The 20,534-nt window shown below is 41.8% G+C and carries 15 protein-coding genes and 1 pseudogene; 7 read left to right on the top strand and 9 right to left on the bottom strand.

What is annotated here, in order from left to right; all coding sequences use genetic code 11:
- Positions 1 to 112 precede the first annotated feature (112 nt).
- The 6 genes from CWC16_RS18650 to CWC16_RS18625 all read right to left on the bottom strand — a co-directional run bounded on the left by CWC16_RS18650 (position 113) and on the right by CWC16_RS18625 (position 5,798).
- Positions 113 to 1,453, bottom strand: a complete 1,341-nt coding sequence (locus CWC16_RS18650; RefSeq protein WP_138542617.1) for a sensor histidine kinase — start codon at positions 1,451 to 1,453, stop codon at positions 113 to 115.
- A complete protein-coding gene (locus CWC16_RS18645; RefSeq protein WP_138542616.1) occupies positions 1,443 to 2,135 on the bottom strand; it encodes a response regulator transcription factor in 693 nt (230 codons plus the stop codon). The genes CWC16_RS18650 and CWC16_RS18645 overlap by 11 nt, the downstream gene beginning before the upstream one ends.
- Positions 2,135 to 2,668 (bottom strand): PepSY domain-containing protein, encoded by a 534-nt coding sequence (locus CWC16_RS18640; protein ID WP_138542615.1) that lies wholly within the window; start codon positions 2,666 to 2,668, stop codon positions 2,135 to 2,137. Before CWC16_RS18640 ends, CWC16_RS18645 begins: the two co-directional genes overlap by 1 nt.
- 136 nt (positions 2,669 to 2,804) lie before the next feature.
- Complete coding sequence (locus tag CWC16_RS18635; RefSeq protein ID WP_138542614.1) at positions 2,805 to 4,121, bottom strand: DUF5666 domain-containing protein; 1,317 nt, start codon at positions 4,119 to 4,121, stop codon at positions 2,805 to 2,807.
- 156 nt (positions 4,122 to 4,277) lie between these two features.
- Entirely contained in the window at positions 4,278 to 5,021 is a 744-nt protein-coding gene (locus CWC16_RS18630) for a zinc-dependent metalloprotease family protein (RefSeq protein ID WP_055016617.1), read from the bottom strand.
- A gap of 60 nt (positions 5,022 to 5,081) precedes the next feature.
- A complete protein-coding gene (locus tag CWC16_RS18625) occupies positions 5,082 to 5,798 on the bottom strand; it encodes a protease inhibitor BamI-like protein (protein ID WP_138542613.1) in 717 nt (238 codons plus the stop codon).
- A gap of 377 nt (positions 5,799 to 6,175) precedes the next feature.
- Between CWC16_RS18625 and CWC16_RS18620 the strand changes: the two are divergent.
- Positions 6,176 to 7,334, top strand: a pseudogene (locus CWC16_RS18620) (benzoate/H(+) symporter BenE family transporter).
- A gap of 453 nt (positions 7,335 to 7,787) precedes the next feature.
- On the opposite strand, the gene hemH reads toward CWC16_RS18620, so the two are convergent.
- On the bottom strand, positions 7,788 to 8,807 hold the full coding sequence (gene hemH, locus CWC16_RS18615) for a ferrochelatase (RefSeq protein WP_138542612.1): 1,020 nt from the start codon (positions 8,805 to 8,807) through the stop codon (positions 7,788 to 7,790).
- A 275-nt stretch (positions 8,808 to 9,082) separates the two neighbouring features.
- Positions 9,083 to 10,414 (bottom strand): response regulator c-di-GMP phosphodiesterase, NosR family, encoded by a 1,332-nt coding sequence (gene nosR / locus CWC16_RS18610; protein ID WP_138542611.1) that lies wholly within the window; start codon positions 10,412 to 10,414, stop codon positions 9,083 to 9,085.
- 111 nt (positions 10,415 to 10,525) lie between these two features.
- On the opposite strand from nosR, the gene CWC16_RS18605 reads away from it, so the two are divergent.
- From CWC16_RS18605 to arfA, 3 genes are all read left to right on the top strand, one after another.
- Positions 10,526 to 11,503: a sensor histidine kinase gene (locus tag CWC16_RS18605; protein ID WP_138542610.1), complete on the top strand. Its 978-nt coding sequence runs from the start codon at positions 10,526 to 10,528 to the stop codon at positions 11,501 to 11,503.
- A gap of 226 nt (positions 11,504 to 11,729) precedes the next feature.
- Entirely contained in the window at positions 11,730 to 14,270 is a 2,541-nt protein-coding gene (locus tag CWC16_RS18600) for a TonB-dependent receptor plug domain-containing protein (RefSeq protein ID WP_138542609.1), read from the top strand.
- 211 nt (positions 14,271 to 14,481) lie between these two features.
- A complete protein-coding gene (arfA, locus tag CWC16_RS18595) occupies positions 14,482 to 14,682 on the top strand; it encodes an alternative ribosome rescue factor ArfA (RefSeq protein WP_055016886.1) in 201 nt (66 codons plus the stop codon).
- Positions 14,683 to 15,045: 363 nt separating this feature from the next.
- Here arfA and CWC16_RS18590 read toward each other — a convergent pair whose 3' ends face one another.
- Complete coding sequence (locus CWC16_RS18590) at positions 15,046 to 16,011, bottom strand: helix-turn-helix domain-containing protein (protein ID WP_138542608.1); 966 nt, start codon at positions 16,009 to 16,011, stop codon at positions 15,046 to 15,048.
- 219 nt (positions 16,012 to 16,230) lie between these two features.
- Between CWC16_RS18590 and CWC16_RS18585 the strand changes: the two genes are divergently transcribed.
- Genes CWC16_RS18585 through eat form a run of 3 tightly spaced genes read left to right on the top strand, consistent with a single transcriptional unit; the run spans position 16,231 to position 19,927 of the window.
- Entirely contained in the window at positions 16,231 to 17,634 is a 1,404-nt protein-coding gene (locus CWC16_RS18585; protein ID WP_138542607.1) for an ethanolamine ammonia-lyase subunit EutB, read from the top strand.
- Positions 17,634 to 18,503, top strand: coding sequence for an ethanolamine ammonia-lyase subunit EutC (gene eutC / locus CWC16_RS18580; protein WP_138542606.1), 870 nt, complete (start codon positions 17,634 to 17,636; stop codon positions 18,501 to 18,503). Before CWC16_RS18585 ends, eutC begins: the two co-directional genes overlap by 1 nt.
- A 20-nt stretch (positions 18,504 to 18,523) precedes the next feature.
- On the top strand, positions 18,524 to 19,927 hold the full coding sequence (gene eat / locus CWC16_RS18575) for an ethanolamine permease (protein WP_138542605.1): 1,404 nt from the start codon (positions 18,524 to 18,526) through the stop codon (positions 19,925 to 19,927).
- The last annotated feature ends 607 nt before the right edge of the window (positions 19,928 to 20,534 follow it).

Genomic DNA, 20,534 nt, shown 5'->3' with positions numbered 1-20,534 from the left:
CTATCAACACGTTTATCCACCCTCAAAATAGATCACTTAATTAAGCGTATTGGTATTAAGCAAAAAATAGTGGTGCATTAGCGCCACTTTTTCCATCCTCAAAATAGATCACTTAATTAAGCGTATTGGTATCGCTGATTGTGCTACTAAATCCGTGTTCGTCACTGTTAAGCGTTAAAGTAAAGTTGTGCCTATCGCAAATTGCTTTTACGGTAGCAAGGCCTAAGCCAAATCCGTCTTTTTGCCGTGCAATATCGCTTCTGTAAAAACGCTTAGTAAGTTGACTTAATTGCTGTTTATTAACCCCTTTACCATTGTCGCTAATAGTAATGCTATTTTGTAATAGAGTAATCGTTATAGTGGCGCCGTTTCCTGCGTATTTAATGGCGTTTTGCAGCAGGTTATAACATGCTTGAAACACGAGGTTTTTGTCGCCTTCAATTATAAGGTTGTGGTTTTTAAGTAGCGTTATTTGCTGCTGATTTTGCTCTGCTGTGGGCTCTAGTATTTCTATTATGTCGTTAATTAAAGGCACTGCGTGTACAGGCTCTAATTTTAGCGGAAACTGCCCATGCTCTAAACGAGTAAGCTTTAACATAGCGTCAAAGGTGTGCAGTACGTTTTCTAGCTGCTCTATTGCAAGCCCTAGGCTTGGTTGTTTTAACGCTTCTTGCTCAAGCATTAAACGTAAACGCGTTAGCGGGGTTTTTAAATCGTGCGCTATGTTGTCGGTTATACCTTGCACAAGGGCAAAGTTTTCTTCAATGCTTTGCAGCATGGTATTAATGTGTTTAGCGAGGGTTACAAATTCGTCGCCTTTTTGTTTGTGTACAACACGCGCCGATAAATCGCCTTTTTGCACTTGCTCTGCCACATTGTTAAAGTAATTTACACGTTGTAAATGGCGCCTAGCAAAAATATACCCAAATACACACGTAACTATAAGGCTGAGTATGCAAGCCCATATTGCAATTGTTTTAAACTCGGTAATTAAGCGGCTTAAATGCTCGGTTGGCGTGGCAATAACCACGGTGCCATGCTGAGTTTTAACTAAACCTGTGGTAAGTAATCTAATTTGCTCGCGTTGCGTATCTAATACCGGAAACTCCACCGTTTGAGGTAGTTGAGGTATATCGTTTGGCAAAAAGCTTAAACCTTGGCTTTGTTCGTTATCGTTTTGCCAAAACATTAAAATGCCACCTTCGTTTTTAAATACGTTAAGTTGTTTAAAAAACGAGGCTTTATCAAATTTATTGGCAAGCCCTTGTATTCTTACTTGCTCTGCATTTAAACGCCTGTCTACCTGGCGCGTTTGCTCACCAAGTAATAATTGATAAATAAGCACAATACATAGCACCAGCACCACCGAGGTAATTGTGGCAAAGGCAAGCGTTAAGCGCCACACCGAGCTTACACGGGGGTTAAATTGCCACCATAGCGATTTATTGTTCATTGTGCTGCGCTTTTTGTAACCGATACCCCACGCCCCGTATAGTTTGTATTTCTACGGTGGCATGGTGCTGCATAAGTTTTTTACGAAGCCTAGCTATGTGTACATCTATTACATTGGTTCCGGGGTCAAAATTATATTCCCACACCGATTCAAACAATAACGTGCGTGTAACTAGCTTGTCTTTATGATCTAGCAAAAAGTGTAATAGTTTAAATTCTTTAGGTTGAAGAGTGAGTGTATTGCCGTTTACCTGCGCTTTATGGTGGCGATAATCTAAGCGTACGTTTTCAAACTCTAAGGTGGTGTTTTGCTCACTTGCAGGCGAAGGCCTGTTTATCAGTTTTTCTACACGTATGGCCAGCTCAGAAAACGCAAATGGCTTTGTTAGGTAGTCGTCGCCACCCGCTTTTAAACCTGCTACTCGTTCATCTACTTTATCTAATGCGGAAAGAATAAGTACCGGGGTACGTTTGCCGGTGGCCCTAAGTGCAGCCAATACTTGTAGCCCATCAAGTTTAGGTAACATACGGTCGAGTATTATTATGTCGTGCTCTTCGCAGGTGGCCATAAGCAGTGCTTGCTGGCCGTCTTCGGCAGTGTCTACGGTATAGCCTTGCTCGTTAAATGCTTTGTATAAAAACTCACGGTTTTGTTTGTCGTCTTCTACTAGCAGCAGCTTCATTAATTACCCCAACGCAGTAAAGGCAGGTTTTTACCTGTGGCTAAATCTATGGCTTTTTTATGCCGACCTTTCGCTGTAATAAAGGTGGCAACAAGGTAGGTTATGCCTATGTCTTGCTCTAACTGCGACTCAATTAAGTAATAAGGCGGCGCAGGGCTTAACTGCTTAACTAGCTGATGCATTTGGTAATTTTTTTTCTTCATTAGTTTGGCAGCAGCTACTTCGTCTTCTTCGTCAAGTTCGGGTTGTTCATACTCCTGCTCAATAACCTGCCCTTGGGCATTAACAATTAACTCAATAAAACGGTTATTGTTTAAATCAAACAGCGTGACTTCGTAAACGGTAATGCCTTTTTCAAACTCAAGTTCAAACTCTACAATAATGCCTTGGCTTGCAAAGCTTTTTTCTATTTTTGCTAAAATTTGCTGTGCAGAAGGGGCGTTAGCTTGGCTGAGCTTATTAAAAATAGCGGAGCTATTAGCGTGGCAAAATACGCTCGCAAACAGGGTTACAGTTAATAAAATATATTTCATAAATAGGCTCTTGTGGCTTGAACGTTATTTTATGCGTTAGTTTATCAAATAAACAAACAACTCTGTTTAACTTTAATAGGGCTTGTTACCGTAAAAGGTAACAAGCCCTTTGCAAAGTTAAGCGTAACTATTGTAGTTAATCGTCTAATACGCAGGCTCTTACTTGGTTAGCACTCACCCATTGGCACTCAAGATCTACATACTGGCCGTTAAATTGTGCTAACGAGCTATCTTCGCTCACATAACCCCATATTGAGGCTTGGCCATTGTTATTTAACGCTACATTGCCTTTTAGGTCTATGGTGTTGTTGTCATCCTCAATGTCTACTTCGCTGACTAGGGCTTGCTCAGCGGTATAGGTGCCTTCGAGTTCTAACCATTGGCCGTCTAATGTGGCTGCGGTTAAACCATCTTCGTATTGTGTTTGATTGGTTAATGTAAAGTTTTGGCCGTTAATCGTGGCTGTGTTATTGGCATAGCTAACAAGCCCCGATACAGAAAATGTATAGTGCGAGGTACTTGGCGCTGTATTAGTGTCTTCAAATTCAATGCTTGTGGCCAATAATTTGCCATTACTTTGCTGCCATTGGCCGTCTATTTCTACCTGTTGGCCTGTGACTAAATTAGCGGCGGTGCCATCTTCGTATTGGGTTTGCTCGTTTAATGTTACTTGCCACTGAGTATTAATAGTTATAAGCGTTTGGGTATTATTTACAAAGGTAATAACGCCTTCAAGCTCTGTGTATGTGTTATCGCTAAACGCAGGTGTTTGCTCAGCATCTACCTCACTGGCAATAACGTGTTGTTCATTAAATATGCCTTCTACTTCTACAAATTGGCCATTATTGAGCGCGCCTTCAACGTCGGCTTGTTGATAATTAATAAGCAAGTCACCTAAATTAAATGTGCCAGCTTGTGCATTTAAGTGAGTAATGCTGCCTTTTAGTTCAAGCTCTTCTTGTGGATTATTTACAGGCGCTTGGTAGGTCACTGTAATGCTATTGGTTGAGTCGCTGTAGCCGCTAATTTCAAGAAGGTCGCCTTGCGACAGGCCTGCGCTTTGCACGTTGTTTAGTTTCGTACCTGCTATGGTTAATGTATCGCCATCAATATTTACAGGGCCTATTAATAAGGGCTCGTACTCAATTTCGGTGGCTTGCGAGCCATTTGTTTCAACTTCTAGGTACATGCCTGTTTGAATATCGGATAGGCTGGCGTTAGTGCCATCTATTTCTATCTCTGCGCTACTTGCTGGAATAATATGGTTATTAATAGTAATTGCATTGTCGCTTACCTCTGACACTTGGCCAATGATAACACTTGGAAAATTACTCACCTCAGAAATGGCATCTGTGTTTTCATCACTTGAGCTGCTTCCGCAGGCGCTTAAAGCAAGTGAAATAGCAGATAACGAAATGAATTTAACGGTTGTGTCTAATGGTGATTTAATCATAGCTTACTCCTTGTTTTTGATATGGAATAAGTGTACCTAAGCAAGGTTATTTTTAAGGTGGACGCAAGATTAAATTTTGTTAATGTTTGGGGTAAACAAAAAAGAGCGCCAGGGCGCTCTAAAGGGAAAAAATACAAACGGTTAAACTAATTTAGGTTATTTAAAATTAGCAATGCTTGTTTTAGTGTCGGTCACGGTGCGAATAGCATATGCTTGGCCAGTTACACCAAAGGCTAGGCCATTTACACTCCAATTAGGATTTGAGAAGTAATCGTATTGGGTTGCGCTGCCGTAAACGTGCGGGTAAGCCATAATGCTGGCAAATTCGTTTTGCACACCGTGGCCCATACCATCAACATATACTCCACCTGAGGTATCACCTTGTTTGCGTGAGTGCGCTAAACCTTGGTTATGACCCAGCTCGTGCACAAACGTAGTAGCACCACAATCAATAGCCGTAATCGAGTACATACGGTCGCTCATTGAGCTGTATAAATTACCGTTAGTGCCTTGGCCAACCCATGCTAAACCACACGAAATTAAACCATTGCCCGCACTTTGACCGGTACCCAGCACGGCTACCATATCGGCTTTCCAGCTAGTGCGTAAACCATCTACATAGCTGCTGTTTGTTACTGCATCTAACCAGTCTTCAGACGGTGTAATGGCATAATCGCCAAGGTTTTCTGTGCCCGCTAAACGCAGTGTAATATCGACCCCATTTTGGCTATAAACTTGGTTACTAAAGGCGATCAGCTGGTTTATTTTAGTGTTTATATTACTTGTTGCTGCGGCCGATTGGTCGGTATATAAAATACCAATATCAATCGTTACTGCCTGTGCTGCACTTGTTGCAAATAGTGCGCTGGCAATGGCTGCTGTAGTGATTAGTTTTTTCATTTTTATATTTCCTTACTTATGTAGTGGTTGGAAGTTTTACTGCTGATTGATTTAGTTGGGTTACTGCATGTTGGGTTGTTCGGTTTTTTTGGGGGCAAACATATCTATGGTTTTATCTGTTTTTGGCGTGGGTGCATCTACGTGATGCTCTATGTGGCTTTTGTATAAGTCGCGTTTTGCTGCAATCCAGCCATATTTACCTTTGCTTTCAAAAACGTAATTGCCGCTAGGTGCGGTAAATTGTCCATAAATTGCGTCGTTTCCTACGGTCATAACTGTGGTGTGGAGTTGCCCATTGGCACCTATTACTTGGCCAAATATGCTTTTATCGCCATTACTAGCCTCAGATAACGAGGTGATTTCGGCGCTGTAGGTTTCGGCGGTTTGTGGGATTGAAATATCAAATGAGTCGCCAGTTTCGAGCGCTTGCAATGTGTTTAGGTCAAACTCTATGTAAGCTTCGTTGTTTAAATCGCTTGGCAGCACCTTGGCGTTGGTAAGTACCTCTTTGGCTTTTTCAGATACCTTATTAATGGCTTCAAACTGGCTGCTTTGTGCTGGCTCATTAATTGTTTGAGGCTGTACGTTAACAGGATCTTTGCTCATATCTATAGGCTGAGGTGCTTTTTTATTGGCTGCAAATTTAGAGTCAACGGGCACTATATCTACTGCAACAGGGGCTGATACCTGCTGTACTTTTTCGGTATTAAATAGCAGCTTATAAATAGCAAAAGCAGATAGTCCAAAGGCAACAATTATTAAAAGAGCGCGTTTCATTTGTTTCTCTTATGGGGTTTTTGGTTAACTAATTGTTATGTTTTATATCATATGAAGAATTAGATCAAGTTGGGGTGTGTAGTATTAAAGTGCTGGTTTTACTTTTTGTAAATGATTGTAAATAAACAATTTACCTGTTTTAGGTTTTAAATTTTTTACTTTACAGGATGAGTTTTGCTAGGGTTTTAGCGAGGTATAGACGGACGCTAAAAAATATATTTATTTTTAATCTGGCAATTAAGTGTGTTCACTTTATAGGTAAAAAAAATTTTAAAATAATGAATATTTTTCACGCTTAATAGCGCAAACGCTAATTGCAAAGCGTAAATAGGCAACGTATGTTGTGAGCATAAAAATCTGAATTTAAGAGGGATTTTATGGCGTTTTCTGATCAGCTACTTAATCGTGCAACTGCAGGATTAGTGGCTGTTATTATAGGTTTTTTCAAGCTCTATTGCGCTTATTTATCAAGTTGTTATTACCCTTGGCGGCACACCCGACTTAGTGGCAAGCTGGCTTTTAATGTTAGGGCTGGTAATGGGCATAACCACCATTGGGCTATCGTATTATTATAAAGTGCCGGTTTTAATTGCGTGGTCTACCACTGGGGCGGCTTTACTTATCTCAAGCGCAAAAGGCTACCATTTAAATGAAGCCGTTGGTGCATTTATGTTTGCCGCTACATTGGTTTTTGTATCGGGGATTACGGGTTGGTTTGAAAAAATAATGAACAGAATACCAAGCGAGCTTGCCTGTGCCATGCTAGCAGGCGTGTTGGTCACTTTTGGTATAGATGTATTTAATTTTATGAATGAGCTACCACTGGTTATTGGCTTAATGGTGCTTATGTATTTTTTAGGAAAACGCTTTTTTGCGCGTTTTGCCATGCTAAGTGTTTTAGTTGCAGGTGTAATACTGGCGTGGCAAATGGGGCATATTGATACGGGTGCTATCCACTGGAAACTAAGTGAGTTTACATACATAACGCCGCATTTTAATTTGCAAGCGTGCATAAGTATTGGCCTGCCACTTTATATAGTGACTATGACCTCTCAAAACTTACCGGGTATTGCTGTATTAAAGGCTCATAATTATAAAGCGCCTATCTCAGCCACGCTCAATGTAACCGGTTTTATTAATATTTTAACAGCTCCATTTGGTACGTACTCTATTAATTTAGCGGCCATTACCGCTGCTATTTGTATGAGCGATGAGGCCGATAAAAGCGCTGATAAACGCTATTGGGCAAGTATAGCTGCAGGGGTTTTTTATATTGTTATGGCACTATGCGCGGCAACGCTCGTTGGCTTAGTGGCAAGTTTACCGCAGGCATTAATTTTGGCTTTAGCGGGGATTGCGTTGTTTGGCACCATTGCTAATAGTTTGCAACAAGCGTTAAGTTCAGCCCAATATACCGAGGCCGCAATAGTGACGTTTTTGGTAACCGCATCTGATTTAACCATGCTCTCGGTGGGTTCTGCGTTTTGGGGAATTATTGCTGGGGTGTGTACGTTGATGATCACTCGTAAAGGTTAAAGCAAAGCGTCTGAAAATGGGTTTTATTAGGTTAATGCAAGATATTAGTCACTTCTCTAAAAGCGGAGCGCCTCTAAACCTCTTTGTGATTAATTGATTTTTTTAATACAAAAATGCACAAAGAGAAGGGATGAAGGAGTAAATGAGCAGGCAAAATATACCACCACAGAGAACACCGAGGCGCTTCGCGCTACACAGAGTTGAAAAATATTGATTAGTCACTGCTCCTGCTCTTCTCCTTCACTTCTCGGTGGTGAGTTAATTACTTTATAACCCTTAAAAGCGTATTGCACAAAGAGAAGGGATGGAGGAGTAAATGAGAAATGAAAATTGTAGGTGCGAAGCTTGCTCGCGTGAAATTGGCTATGGCAGTTAATAAATGCTTACCTGCGCATTAAAAAAGCGGTGTTAAAATTAACACCGCTTTTTTACGTTAAGGCAATAAAAATGCGTTTAAAGCATTGGTTTTAGCACATCATATAAAGCGTTGATGTGATCGTCTCTGTCGTTCAATGCGGCTATGTAACGGTATTTTTCGCCACCTGCGTTTTCAAAAATTTCGCGGTTCTCTTCTTCAAGTTCTTCGAGTGTTTCTAGGCAATCGGCGCTAAAAGCAGGGCTTAAAATTGCTATATCGGTAATGTTTTCATCAGGGAGCGATGCAAGCGTGGCGTCGGTGTATGGCTTTAACCATTCGGCTTTACCAAAGCGGCTTTGAAATGTGCTAATGGCTTTGTCTTTATCAAGGCCAAGTTTTTCCATCACCAAGCGCGTGGTTTGTAAACATAGGCAGTGGTATGGATCGCCTCTATCTAAAAACAGTTTAGGCATACCGTGGTATGAAAAAACGAGTTTTTGTGGCATGCCGTTTTTTTCTAAATCTTCGCTTATGCTGCTTGCTAATGAGTCTATGTAAGTGGTGTTTTTGTGATAACCATTTACAAAATGGAGCTCTGGCACCCAGCGCCACTTTTGTAACACTCTTGATACGGCATCAAATGTTGAGCCGGTTGTCGGGCTTGAATATTGTGGGTAAAGCGGTAATACAATAATGCGCGTAAGGCCTTTGTCGCGCAGCTGCTCAAGGCCTGCTTCTATTGAAGGGTTACCATAACGCATGGCCATTACAACCTCGGTATTGGTATAACCTTGCTCTTTTAATAGCGCGTTTAGTTTATCGCGTTGTAGGCGGGTAATATGCGTAAGCGGCGAGCCGTTTTCGGTCCAAATACTTTTGTACAGTTTTGCTGAGCGCTTAGGGCGAATACGCAAGATTATACCGTGAAGTATTATCATCCACACTAAACGTGGTATTTCTACAATACGGGGGTCTGATAAAAACTCACGTAAGTAGGTACGCAGTGCTGATGGGGTAGGCGCGTCTGGACTACCTAAATTGGTGAGTAAAATGCCTGTTTTTTGATTAAAACGCCCGTCGTGGGGATTGTCAGTAACAGCAGAAAATCGCGACACGGTATGCTCCTTAAAGCAATGTGATACTAATACTTAATCATTTTGCGGGGCTAAACGGGTCGCTATCAGCGTTAAAAAATTCTCATTTAGTACAACTAAATAGCGAGTTTTTTGTCTAGCTATTAACACGTTTTTCCACCCTCAAAATAAATCACTTAATTAAGCGGGTTGGTATTAAACAGTTTAAAACATATACCCAAATCAATAGGTACCTGTTTGAGTTAGTTTAGCTTATATACGGCCATTGTAACGAAAAAAAGCACAGTTTAGATCAATCATTTAGCGCTTTTTACCATTATTCTAAATGGGGTTGGTTTTTTGGTTTCTAGTTGTTGTAGCTTTTCGATGGATTTTTTACCAAACACGTGGCCTTTAGGTAATAGCATTATACCGCTGTGGCTGTGCAACGTGTGGCCTAAAATCATATTGGCTTTTAGCTCTTTAGCGCTGCATATCATAATTGAACCGGCATTATTAAGCTGCTCGTTTAATTTACTATGGCTTGCTTCAAGCGCGCGCACAATTTTAGGGTGGTAAAAGGTGCCGCTGTACATTTTTACGGTTTCGAGGGCATCGCTGTGACGCTCTTTATCGGTAGAACCTTGGCTTTGCTCAAATGCGTTCCAATAATCGCGAGCCACGCTAAGTACCATGGCGCCAATGGGTATATCGTTCCCAGCTAGCCCCTTTGGTAAGCCGTTACCATTAAATCGTTCATATTGATGGTAAATTGCATCGGATACATCGTGTAAGTGAATAGCAGGCATAAGCATTAATTGTGCGGTGCTAGGGTGAGTATAAAAAGCTTTGCGCTGTTGCTCGCTCAGCCGGCTTACTGGCTTTTTATAAAGCTCTGGGTCCATGGCAAGCAAGCCTATTTGTGCTAAGTAACCCGCCATAGGGGCTAAATCTATACTTTTTTGCGATAGGTTTAAATACAGCGCTATTTGCGTGCACGTGTCGGCAATTTTTTGTGCTCTGTTGCCATCTAAATAAGGATTAGCGTTTATAAAGTTATAAAGCAGCTCTACGGTGGCTTTATGTTCGTTTTTTTCGCGCTCGTTAGCCTCTTCTAGTTGTTTAAGCACCTGCTTAATTTGTTTGGTGCGTTTGTCTACTCGTTGCTCTAATGAATTATTTAGTTCCAGAAGTTCTTTATTTTGTTGCTTTACTTGCAGCTCAAGCTGTTTGTTTTGCTTTTTTAACTGAAACTTCTCGATGCTGTCGTTAATGCTGCGCAGCAGCATATCGTTTTGCCATGGCTTTTGTATGTAGCCGTTAATTTGCGCAAGGTTAACAGCGGCTAAAGTGGTTTCTATTTCGGCGTAACCTGTTAATAAAATACGTTGTGTTTCGGGGGCTTTGTTACGAGCCTGCTCTAAAAATTGCGCGCCGTTCATGGTGGGCATTTTCATGTCGCTAATGATTAAGCTAAATTCGTGGCTGCTTAAAAGCTCAAGCGCTTGCACTGGGCTTTTGCAGGTTATAAAACTAAAGTTATTATTTTTTAATAAAGAGGTTAGAGAGCGCAGAACAATTTCGTCGTCATCAACACAAAGTACGTCTACGGCAGTGATTGAATGTGCAGGATCTGCTGGTTGGGTCATAGTGCTACCTTCTAAAATAATAAGCATAGTCTAAAAATTGCTTCTAGTTTGCATAAATACGTATGGCAAACTAAACGTTATACATGGATGCATATTTATGGAGCGAATAGGATGAGCACGGTAACCAAGGACTATAAACAGGCTTTTTTAGATGAGCAACGAAAGCGCCTAGCTGCAGAACAACTGCTTGAAGATAAAAGCCAACTGTTAGTTGTGTTAAATAGCGAACTTAATAAAAATGCTGCTGAGCTCTCTTTGTATCAGCAAATGTTTGTTCAGGCCGACAAAATGGCAAGCGTGGGGGATTTGTCGTGCAGTATAGCGCACGAAATAAATAATCCGCTCTCGTATGTAATTAGTAATATAGAAAGCCTGCAATACATTAGCCCTCTTTTATCTAAATCCCTTCACTATAACGAGCAGTTTTTAACCGGCCAATTAAATGCAGGGCAATATAAAAACGTGTTAGCTGATTTAAAAAAGCAATACGAACATGCATGGAACGTTCATGAAATTTACGCTCAATTAAGCGAAAGCCTAGAGGGTTTAAAGCGCATAAAGCAAACCGTACACAATTTATTAAATCTTAGCCAATTTACATACTCACATAATAAGCAATATTTAGATGTGAGTGAGGTTGCATGTTCTGCTTTAGAGGTACTACAAGGACAGCTTAAATACTGTGAAATTAAAACCAATTTTGAACAATTACCGCTCATTTGGGGAGAGTTATCGTCAATTCACCAAATTTTTGTAGAGTTGTTATTAAATGCGCAACAAGCGTGCGCGCATGACCTAGAAAAAGGGAGCATTATTGAGCTAAGCGTAACGCAGCAAAATGAAGGTGTATGTATAAAAGTGAAAGATAACGGTTGTGGAATGGACGAAAATACTCAAATGCATCTGTTTAAGCCTTTTTTTAGTACAAAAAATACAGCACATTCGTTAGGAATAGGAATGACAGTTGTTAACTTTATTTTGCAAGATCATGGCGGAAAAATAGAAGTTAGCAGTACTTTAGGAACAGGTACTACCATTTGTTGTTGGTTACCTGTAAAAAAAGAAGAAAGCGCAATAAACCCATTGTAAATAAAGTGTTAATAAAACCGGTGGATGAAATTAAATTCCCAAATTGAATGTGTTTTGAACAAGTTTAAGTGTTATTTTGTGGTTTTTACAATTTTTTGCATAGTTAGACCTATTACTTAGTTTTTTTCATTTCTTTTTATTTGCATATGTTGCTAGGATGTTCTACAAGCGATGCGTTACATCGCAATAACAAATATTAAAGAACACACTAAACAGGGTCGTCACTATGTCAACATATCGTTTAAATTCATTAGCTGCAGCTGTTGCGTTTGCCGTAAGCGCACCAAGCATTGTAAGCGCCCAAGAAGCACCTTTAGAGGCTGCACAAAATATCGAACAAATATCTGTATTAGGGTCGCGTGTATCTAACCGCACCTCTACTGAGTCTTCGTCACCTATCGATTTAATAGACGCTGATGATTTAAACAAAGGTGGCTTTACAGAGCTAGGGCAGAGCCTGCAGGCAACGGCTCCATCGTTTAACTTTTCTCGTACACAAGTGTCTGATGGCTCAGATTTATTTAGACCTGCCACGCTGCGCGGCTTACAGCCTGATCAAACGTTAGTGTTGGTAAACGGTAAGCGCCGCCATAATCAATCTATTTTTGGCCTTAATGGCACGGTAGGTGCGGGTGCTGCGGGTACCGATATGAACGCGATTCCGCTTACTGCACTTAAAGGCGTAGAAGTATTGCGCGATGGCGCAGCAGCGCAGTACGGCTCAGATGCAATTGCCGGCGTAATTAACTTATCACTTAATAATTCAACGGGTGTAACAACCGGTTACGTACAATACGGTGGCACCAGTGAGGGCGATGGCGACACGCTTTCTGCAGGTTTAAACCGTGGTTTTGATTTAGGTAACGAAGGCGGTTTTATTAACTTATCGCTTGAGTATCGTGATGCCGATGGTACAAACAGAGCTGAGCGCGATACGGGTGGTTCGTTAAACGTTGAACCAGGCACCCTAAGTGAAGATGTGCGTTGGGGCCAAGGTAATTCAGAAAGCGAATTTACCTCGTTGTTTTATAATATGGCGCTGCCAGTGGGTGAAAGCGAATTGTATTCATTTGGTGGCTATTCTGAGCGCACTGCGCTGGGTAACGGCTTTTACCGTAACTATAACGAAGCGTCTAAAAATGTAACGCAAGTATATAGCGATGGCTTTTTACCTCGCATTTATAACGAAGCTGAAGATATTTCAGTAGCGGTTGGTTTTAGAGGCGACATAACCCCAGATTGGGGATACGATGTATCGGCAGTGTATGGTGAAAACCAATACGACTTTACTTCACGCAATACATTAAATGCCTCTTATGCGGCAGAGTATGTGTTTAATAACCCAGATGCAAGCGATGCCGACATAGCCGCAAATGCAGGGCCAACCGGTGGCTACTCGGGTGGTTTTAGGTTTGACCAAACAACGGTTAATGCAGATTTTAACGGCATAGTAGATATTGGCCGAAGTGAGCCTTTGTATATCACCTTGGGTGCAGAATACCGTAAAGAAAACTACGAAATAGTACCAGGCGATGAAGCGTCGTACGCATGTGGCCTTGCAAATATGGATACTTCGTACCCATCGGTTAACGATCCGGATCAATTTGCTCAATGTGGCTTTCAGGCTTATAACGGTCTGCGCCCAGAGGCGGCTAACAAGAGCGATCGCAACAGTTACGCGTTTTACGTAGATGTAGAAACGATGATCACTGATGCATGGAACGTAAGTGGTGCGCTACGCTATGAAGACTTTTCAGATGCAGGCGATGACTTAATTGGTAAATTAGCAACGCGTTATGAATTTAACGATGACTTTGCAGTGCGTGGCGCAGTATCAACCGGTTTTAGAGCGCCATCGCTGCAGCAAAGTGGGTATACTGCATTTACGACTAACCTAGGTTCAGATGGCACACTTACACAGTCGTTTACTGCAAATACGGGAACAGCTTTCCCAAGTGCATTGGGTGTAGATAGCCTAGAGCTTGAAACATCAACTAACTACAGCGCAGGTTTTGTTTACGATGTGACTAGCGAGCTGTCGTTAACAGTTGATTTTTACCGCGTAGAAATTAAAGACCGTATCACGCTTGGTAGTTTACTATCAGCTGATGATGTTGCCTTTAGCGATGAAGCTGTAGCTGCTTTACAAGCAACAGGCGCAGTGCAGGCTAATTACTTTTCAAACTCTGTAGATTCAACTACACAAGGTGTTGATATTATTGCCTCATACCGTACTGATGTAGAGGGCGGTAACTTTGGTGTCACTTTTGCGGGTAACCTAAACGACACTAAAATAGATAACGTAAACGCAGAAGAGGGTATTCCTGAGTCGGTGGCGTTTGACGATTTACAACGTAGCTTTTTTACCGACGGTCAACCAAGTGAGCGTGCAACCCTTACCTTTGACTACGAGCGTGATGCGTATCAAACAACACTTCGTTTTAACTACTTTGGCGAAACAGACGTTAAGTACTTTGGTAACGACCACATCCCTTTACCAGGGGAGCTTTCGCCTACGGGGTCGTTTAAGCCAACAAGTACAGTTGAATCGGCTGTGTTAGTTGATGTAAATGTAAGCTACCAAATTAACGAAATATTTAATTTATCAGTAGGCGCCGACAACGTATTTGATGAAACACCGGATGAGTTAGGTGACGACGAAGTACTTAACTTTATAACTAACGGTGCATTTAAATACCCTGTACGTGCATTGCCTTATGGCTTTGACGGGCGTACTTACTATGCAAAAGTAAGCTTTGAATTTTAATTATTTGAGCTAAACCTATTTAACCTGAATTGCTGCTAAAGATAGATTTATTATCCAGAGTTCAGGTTACTACTAAGCGCAGTTATTTACTGCGCTTTTTTATGCTTATTTATTATGAAAAAAGCGCGTTAAAACACTTGCAAGGTTGAAAATTAGGCATACAATCGCCACTTCTTAAGGTTCTTATTGTTATAAATAGTTAGGAAATAAAATGGCTAAAAAATCGAAAACCAAAGCCGCAAATAATAGTGCGGTAGAAACCGGGCGAGGTGTTATTAATCATAATGCGCTAGCGGCGTTAGTAACTTCTAAAGTGTTTAAACCACAAGTAGTAAAAGCTAAAAAAGGAAAAGGCTCGTATAAACGCACTAGCAAACACGTAAGACGAGAGTCTTATTTAATCGCGGCTTAAATAGCACCGATCAAATAAGACTTTTAACTGCTTATTTTTTGCCAAGCATGCGCGTAAGCGTGTTGTCTTTATCAATTAGATAATGTTTTATATTAAAATTTCGCGATATAAAGCCGCTGCTGCTCATTTATTTCACCACAGACGATACAGAGGCGCCTTGCGCTATACAAGAAAACATGCGTATTGTTTAGTCACTTCTCTTGGTCTTCTCCATCACTTCTCGGTGGTGAAATAATCACTTTATAGCCACGTAAAAGCGTTGCTTTTAAACGCCTGAAAATCGTGCGTCTACAAGGTAATTTATCTCGGTGATAATTTTGACGGTAGGTGTGATGCTTGCTCACGCGAGATATTTAGCATCTATTAATCTAGGCCACTTTCTTTTAAATTATTTGCGATGGTTTGTGATGGATTTTCGCCAAATAACTGCGTGTAGTCTTTAGTAAATTGCCCTGCATGCCAGAATCCCCAATTGGCTGCTATAACTGATATAGGCTTGGTTTGACCGACCAATTTGAGTTCGCGCCTTACATTATTAAGGCGGGATAAACGTAAAAATCGAAGTGGATTAATACCTAATATACTTTCGAAGCTGTACTGCAAAGTGCGTCTACTAACAAAGGTAAGTTCGCAAAGCTCAGTTATGGTAATTGTTTTTTGCGGGTTAGCTGCCACGTACTCTTTTACTTTATCGACCACGGCTTTTCGGTGTTTGTAACTTGGGGCAATGCTTTGCTGCGGGTTATCGGCTTGTAATAAGTGTAGTGCTAGCATATTAAGCATATCTTGTTGGGATTCTGGTTTTAGCCCAAAGCCAGTGCCAGTCGCCATAGTATTAATTATTTGTCTTGCTGTTTTAAGCGAAGAGTCGCTTACCGACAAACGAGCAGATTGCGCAGATGAAAGGTTTTTAATTGTAACGCCCTGTAACTGCGCCATATATTCAATGGAATGCCAGTTAATAACCAAACCGTAAATATCAAATTGCTCAGGGGTAATTAGTTCAAAGTCGCTATTGCTTGTGCGGCACATAAACTGATTGCTTGCCACATCAAGACCATTAATTTTACTTTGCTGAGACTGACTCGGTATACCCAGCCAAATAGAGTTAGGTGCTATGTTGCATTGTTGTCGCAGCGCGCGTTCGGTGTACTCTTTAAACGCATGGATACCGCTGTAATTAACGCCTTCTATGCAACCAAAAAATCCGCCCTCGCTTACTTGGTCATACTTTTGCTGCCATTGAGTAAGGTTATGTGCTTGCTCGTCAATATCGTGGGTGAATACCTTGCTCTTTTGTGGTGCATAGTTGCTGCCTTGCTGCGCCATATCGGTGATGCTCTTTTAAAGTAAATAAAATTTAGTTTACGTATGTGACAAAGTTACATTTTTAACTTGCTGAAATACAATAATAAAAGATGATTTGCCAAAATTCGATAGTCACTTGGTATAAATTAAGCTCTCTTGTAACTATTCAAAATTGATTTATAGCTAATATAACGCAAGCCCTATACCAAGGTTTTAAATATTAGTTATACGGAGTAAATCATGGCACATGGATATAGTTATACGTTAGGTACACAAACATATCAATTCAAGAGCTTAGCGCAATTAATGGCTAAAGCTACGCCACAGCGCTCAGGTGATAGACTAGCGGGGGTTATTGCACAATCGGCACAAGAACGCGCAGTAGCACAAATGACCTTGGCCGAAGTGCCGCTTAAAACATTTTTAAATGATGTGCTTATTCCCTACGAACAAGACGAAATTACACGCTTAATAATTGATGAGCACGATGCAAACGCCTTTAAACTTATCTCGCACTTAACCGTGGGAGATTTTAGAAACTGGTTATTAAGTGACTATGCAACACCTACTGTACTTGCAAGTGTTAGGCAAGCTATTACCCCTGAAATGGCCGCTGCAGTAAGTAAAATAATGCGTAATCAAGATCTTATTCTCGTTGCCAAAAAGTGCCACGTAAAAAGTGCGTTTAGAAATACCATAGGTTTGCCAGGGCATTTATCAACACGTTTGCAACCTAACCACCCAACTGATGACATAAACGGTATTGCTGCCTGCATGCTCGATGGCCTTTTATACGGCAATGGCGATGCGGTTATAGGTATTAACCCTGCCACCGACAACGTAGCTCAAGCCATAAAGCTGATGAAGCTAATGGATGATGTAATTCAGAAATACGAAATTCCAACTCAAAGCTGTGTGCTTACCCATGTAACTAATACCATAGAATGCATAGAAGCGGGGGCACCGGTGGACTTGGTTTTTCAGTCAATTGGCGGTACAGAGGCTACAAATTCAAGCTTTGGTTTTAATTTGAATACATTAGCTGAAGCGCAAGATGCTGCGCTGAGCTTAAAGCGTGGCACGGTTGGCAATAATGTAATGTATTTTGAAACCGGGCAAGGCAGCTCGCTTTCGGCCAATGCGCACCATGGGCTTGACCAACAAACTTGTGAGGCACGCGCGTATGCTGTAGCGCGTAAGTTTGACCCTTTATTAGTTAATACCGTTGTCGGCTTTATTGGCCCTGAGTATTTATTTGATGGCAAAGAAATTACCCGCGCAGGGCTTGAAGATCATTTTTGTGCCAAGCTTTTAGGCATACCTATGGGGTGCGATGTGTGTTACACCAACCACGCCGAGGCCGACCAAAACGATATGGATAACTTACTCACCTTACTAGGCGTTGCGGGTTGCTCGTTTGTAATGGGCATACCAGGTTCTGACGACATTATGCTTAACTACCAAACCACCTCGTTTCATGATGCGCTCTATGTGCGACGTGTTTTAGGTTCGCGCCCCGCCCCTGAGTTTGAAGCCTGGCTAAGTAGGATGAAAATTATGGAAAATACTGCCGAGTCCATTTTATCAAATACCTTACCAAGTGCCTTTGTTACGCCTTTAAAGGCAGTGCAAGGAGGGATGTAATGAAATCTGTAGAGCCTATAAATATAAAAACACGTAATTATAAAAGTAACGGTAAAGTGGTAGAAAACCCATGGCGTGATTTACGTCGTTTTACGGATGCGCGAATAGGCCTTGGCCGCGCAGGTATTAGTTTACCGACATCTGAAATGTTAGCGTTTCAGCTATCGCATGCTCAAGCGCGCGATGCGGTTAACTTTCCGTTAGACATTGGCGAAATGACAAAATCACTAAGCACTATTAATGGGCTGTGTGATTTAGGTAAACCTTTAAATGTACAAAGCGAAGCTGCCGATCGTGTTACGTATTTGCAGCGCCCCGATTTAGGTCGAAAGCTAAACGAAGCAGGGCGAAACACTCTTTTAAACACGATGCAAAGCAGCGCACAAGCGCAGTATGATTTAGCTATTGTAGTCGTTGATGGGCTTTCGTCGCTGGCGGTACAAAAAAACGCCGCGCCATTTATAACCGAGCTTTTAAAGCAGCTTCCCACTGAACCATCACCTTACAAAATTGCGCCAATTACCTTAGTAATGCAAGGCCGCGTGGCAATTGGTGACGATATTGGCGAGCTGCTGAATGCGCAGGTTGTAATGGTATTAATTGGGGAGCGCCCTGGGCTTAGCTCCCCCGACAGCCTGGGCCTTTATTTAACGTGGGCGCCAAAAACGGGGCTAAACGATGCGTGTCGTAATTGTATTTCGAATATTCGCCCTGCAGGGCTTAGTTACTTTGAGGCAGCCCGAAGAGCCGTATATTTATTGCAAGAGGCAAAAAAGTGCGGGCTTACAGGGGTTAATTTAAAAGACCGAACACAGGATGATGTAATAGAGCACCAGGTTCAAACCACTAATTTTTTAATCGCGGAATAAAACTATAAAAAGAGGTCAAAATGTCTAATAACAATAATGAGTATCTTGCACAAAGGCAGTTAAAAAGTGGCACAGCGGGCTGGTTATTGCTTGCAGGGCTTGGGGTGTCGTATGTAATTTCGGGAGATTTTGCTGGCTGGAACTTTGGAATTGCAGAAGCCGGATGGGGCGGCTTTGCAATTGCTGCCGTGTTAATGGCAATAATGTATTTAACGCTAGTGCTATCGCTTGCTGAAATGTCGGCCGCTATTCCTGCGGCGGGTGGCGGTTACAGTTTTGCGCGCCAAGCAATGGGCCCCGCTGGAGGGTATTTAACCGGCCTTGCGGTATTGATTGAATATGCATTAGCACCTGCTGCTATTGTTATATTTATTGGCTCGGCGGTTGAGGCATTAACAGGGTTTAATGGCCCGTGGGTATATGCACTGTTTTATTTAACCTTTGTGGGGATTCACTTAGCGGGTGTGGGTGAAGCGTTAAAAGTGATGATGGTGATTAGTGGCCTGGCTGTACTGGCAATTATTGCTACCGCCGTGGCGTTAATTGCTAATTTTGATGCGGCTAATTTGTTCAATGTGGCGGTAACCAATGCTACAGGCGCAAATGAATTTTTACCGCTTGGTTGGTATGGTGTGTGGGCTGCGCTTCCTTTTGCTATGTGGTTATTTTTAGCAGTAGAAGGCGTACCGCTTGCAGCCGAAGAAGCGAAAAACCCAGCTAAAGATGTACCTAAAGGTATTATTGGCGCTATGTTATTTTTATTATTTACAGCACTACTGGTTGTTGTATTAGTGCCTGGCGCGGGCGGTGCACAAGCCATGGGCTCAAGTGCTGTACCGCTAGTAGATGCGCTTAATGTAACGGGTAATAAAAGCTTAGCGACTGTAGTAAATGTTTTAGGGTTAGCGGGTCTAGTTGCCTCGTTCTTTTCGATTATTTATGGTTATAGCCGTTTAGTGTTTGCGCTTTCGCGTGCGGGTTATTTACCGCGTTCGTTATCAATTACTACAGCGCGTAAAGTCCCCGCGCGTGCGTTAATTGTACCCGCTATATTTGGTTTTATTGCATCACTGAGTGGCGAGGGCGATTTAATGCTCGCCATGGCGGTGGTAGGTGCGACGGTATCGTATGCATTAATGGCGCTGAGCCATATTATGCTACGTATTAAGCAACCTAATTTAGCTCGCCCTTATAAAACGCCAGGTGGCGTGGTTACATCGGGTATTGCGTTAGTGTTATCGCTTATTGCATTAACGGGTGTGTACGCGTTTGACCCTCGTGCATTTTTGTATACGGTCGTGCTCTTTGTGATTGGGGCAGCTTATTACTTTGGGTACAGCTCAAAACATTTGGTAGCTAAAAATGCAGATGAAGAATTTGCAATGCTAGCCGATGCTGAAGCAGATTTAGCCGCCTCAAACTAAATGGGTTAACAAGAGGGTAAAAGCGTTGCTTTTAAAACGCCAGCAAGCTGTGCGTCTACAGGAGTCATTAAGCTCTGCTGTTAAGGCTAGCTATGGGCGCGATATTATATCGCGCTTGTAGAGTTTAAACCCCTTTGTGATTTATTAATTTTTAATACAAAAATGCACAAAGAGAAAAGAATGAGGAGTAAATGAGAAGTGAAACTTGTAGGCGTGAAGCTTGCTCGCGCAAGATTTTAGTTATTTCTCTAAAAGCGGAGCGGCTCTTAACCTCTTTGTGGTTTATTGATCTTTAATACAAAAACGCACAAAGAGAAGAGAATGAGGAGTAAATGAGAGGTGAAAATTGTAGACGTCGAGCTTGCTCACGTTAGAAGCGCAGCTTCTCATTAATTCCACCACCGAGTACACCGAGGCGCTTCGCGCTACACAGAAAAAGCACCCGTATCGTTTAGTCACTTCTCTAGCTATTCTCCTTCGCTTCTCTGTGGCAAAACGATCACTTTATGCCTAGGTAAAAGCGTTGCTTTTAAACGCCAGCAAGCTGTTCGACTACAAGGTAATTTACCTCGGTGTTAGTTTGTCGGTAGATACCATCTCTCATTTT

Source organism: Pseudoalteromonas sp. S3776, from assembly GCF_005886915.1.
GTDB lineage: Bacteria > Pseudomonadota > Gammaproteobacteria > Enterobacterales > Alteromonadaceae > Pseudoalteromonas.
Note: the sequence above shows the minus strand (reverse complement) of the source record. Positions and strands in the feature narration are given on the sequence as shown.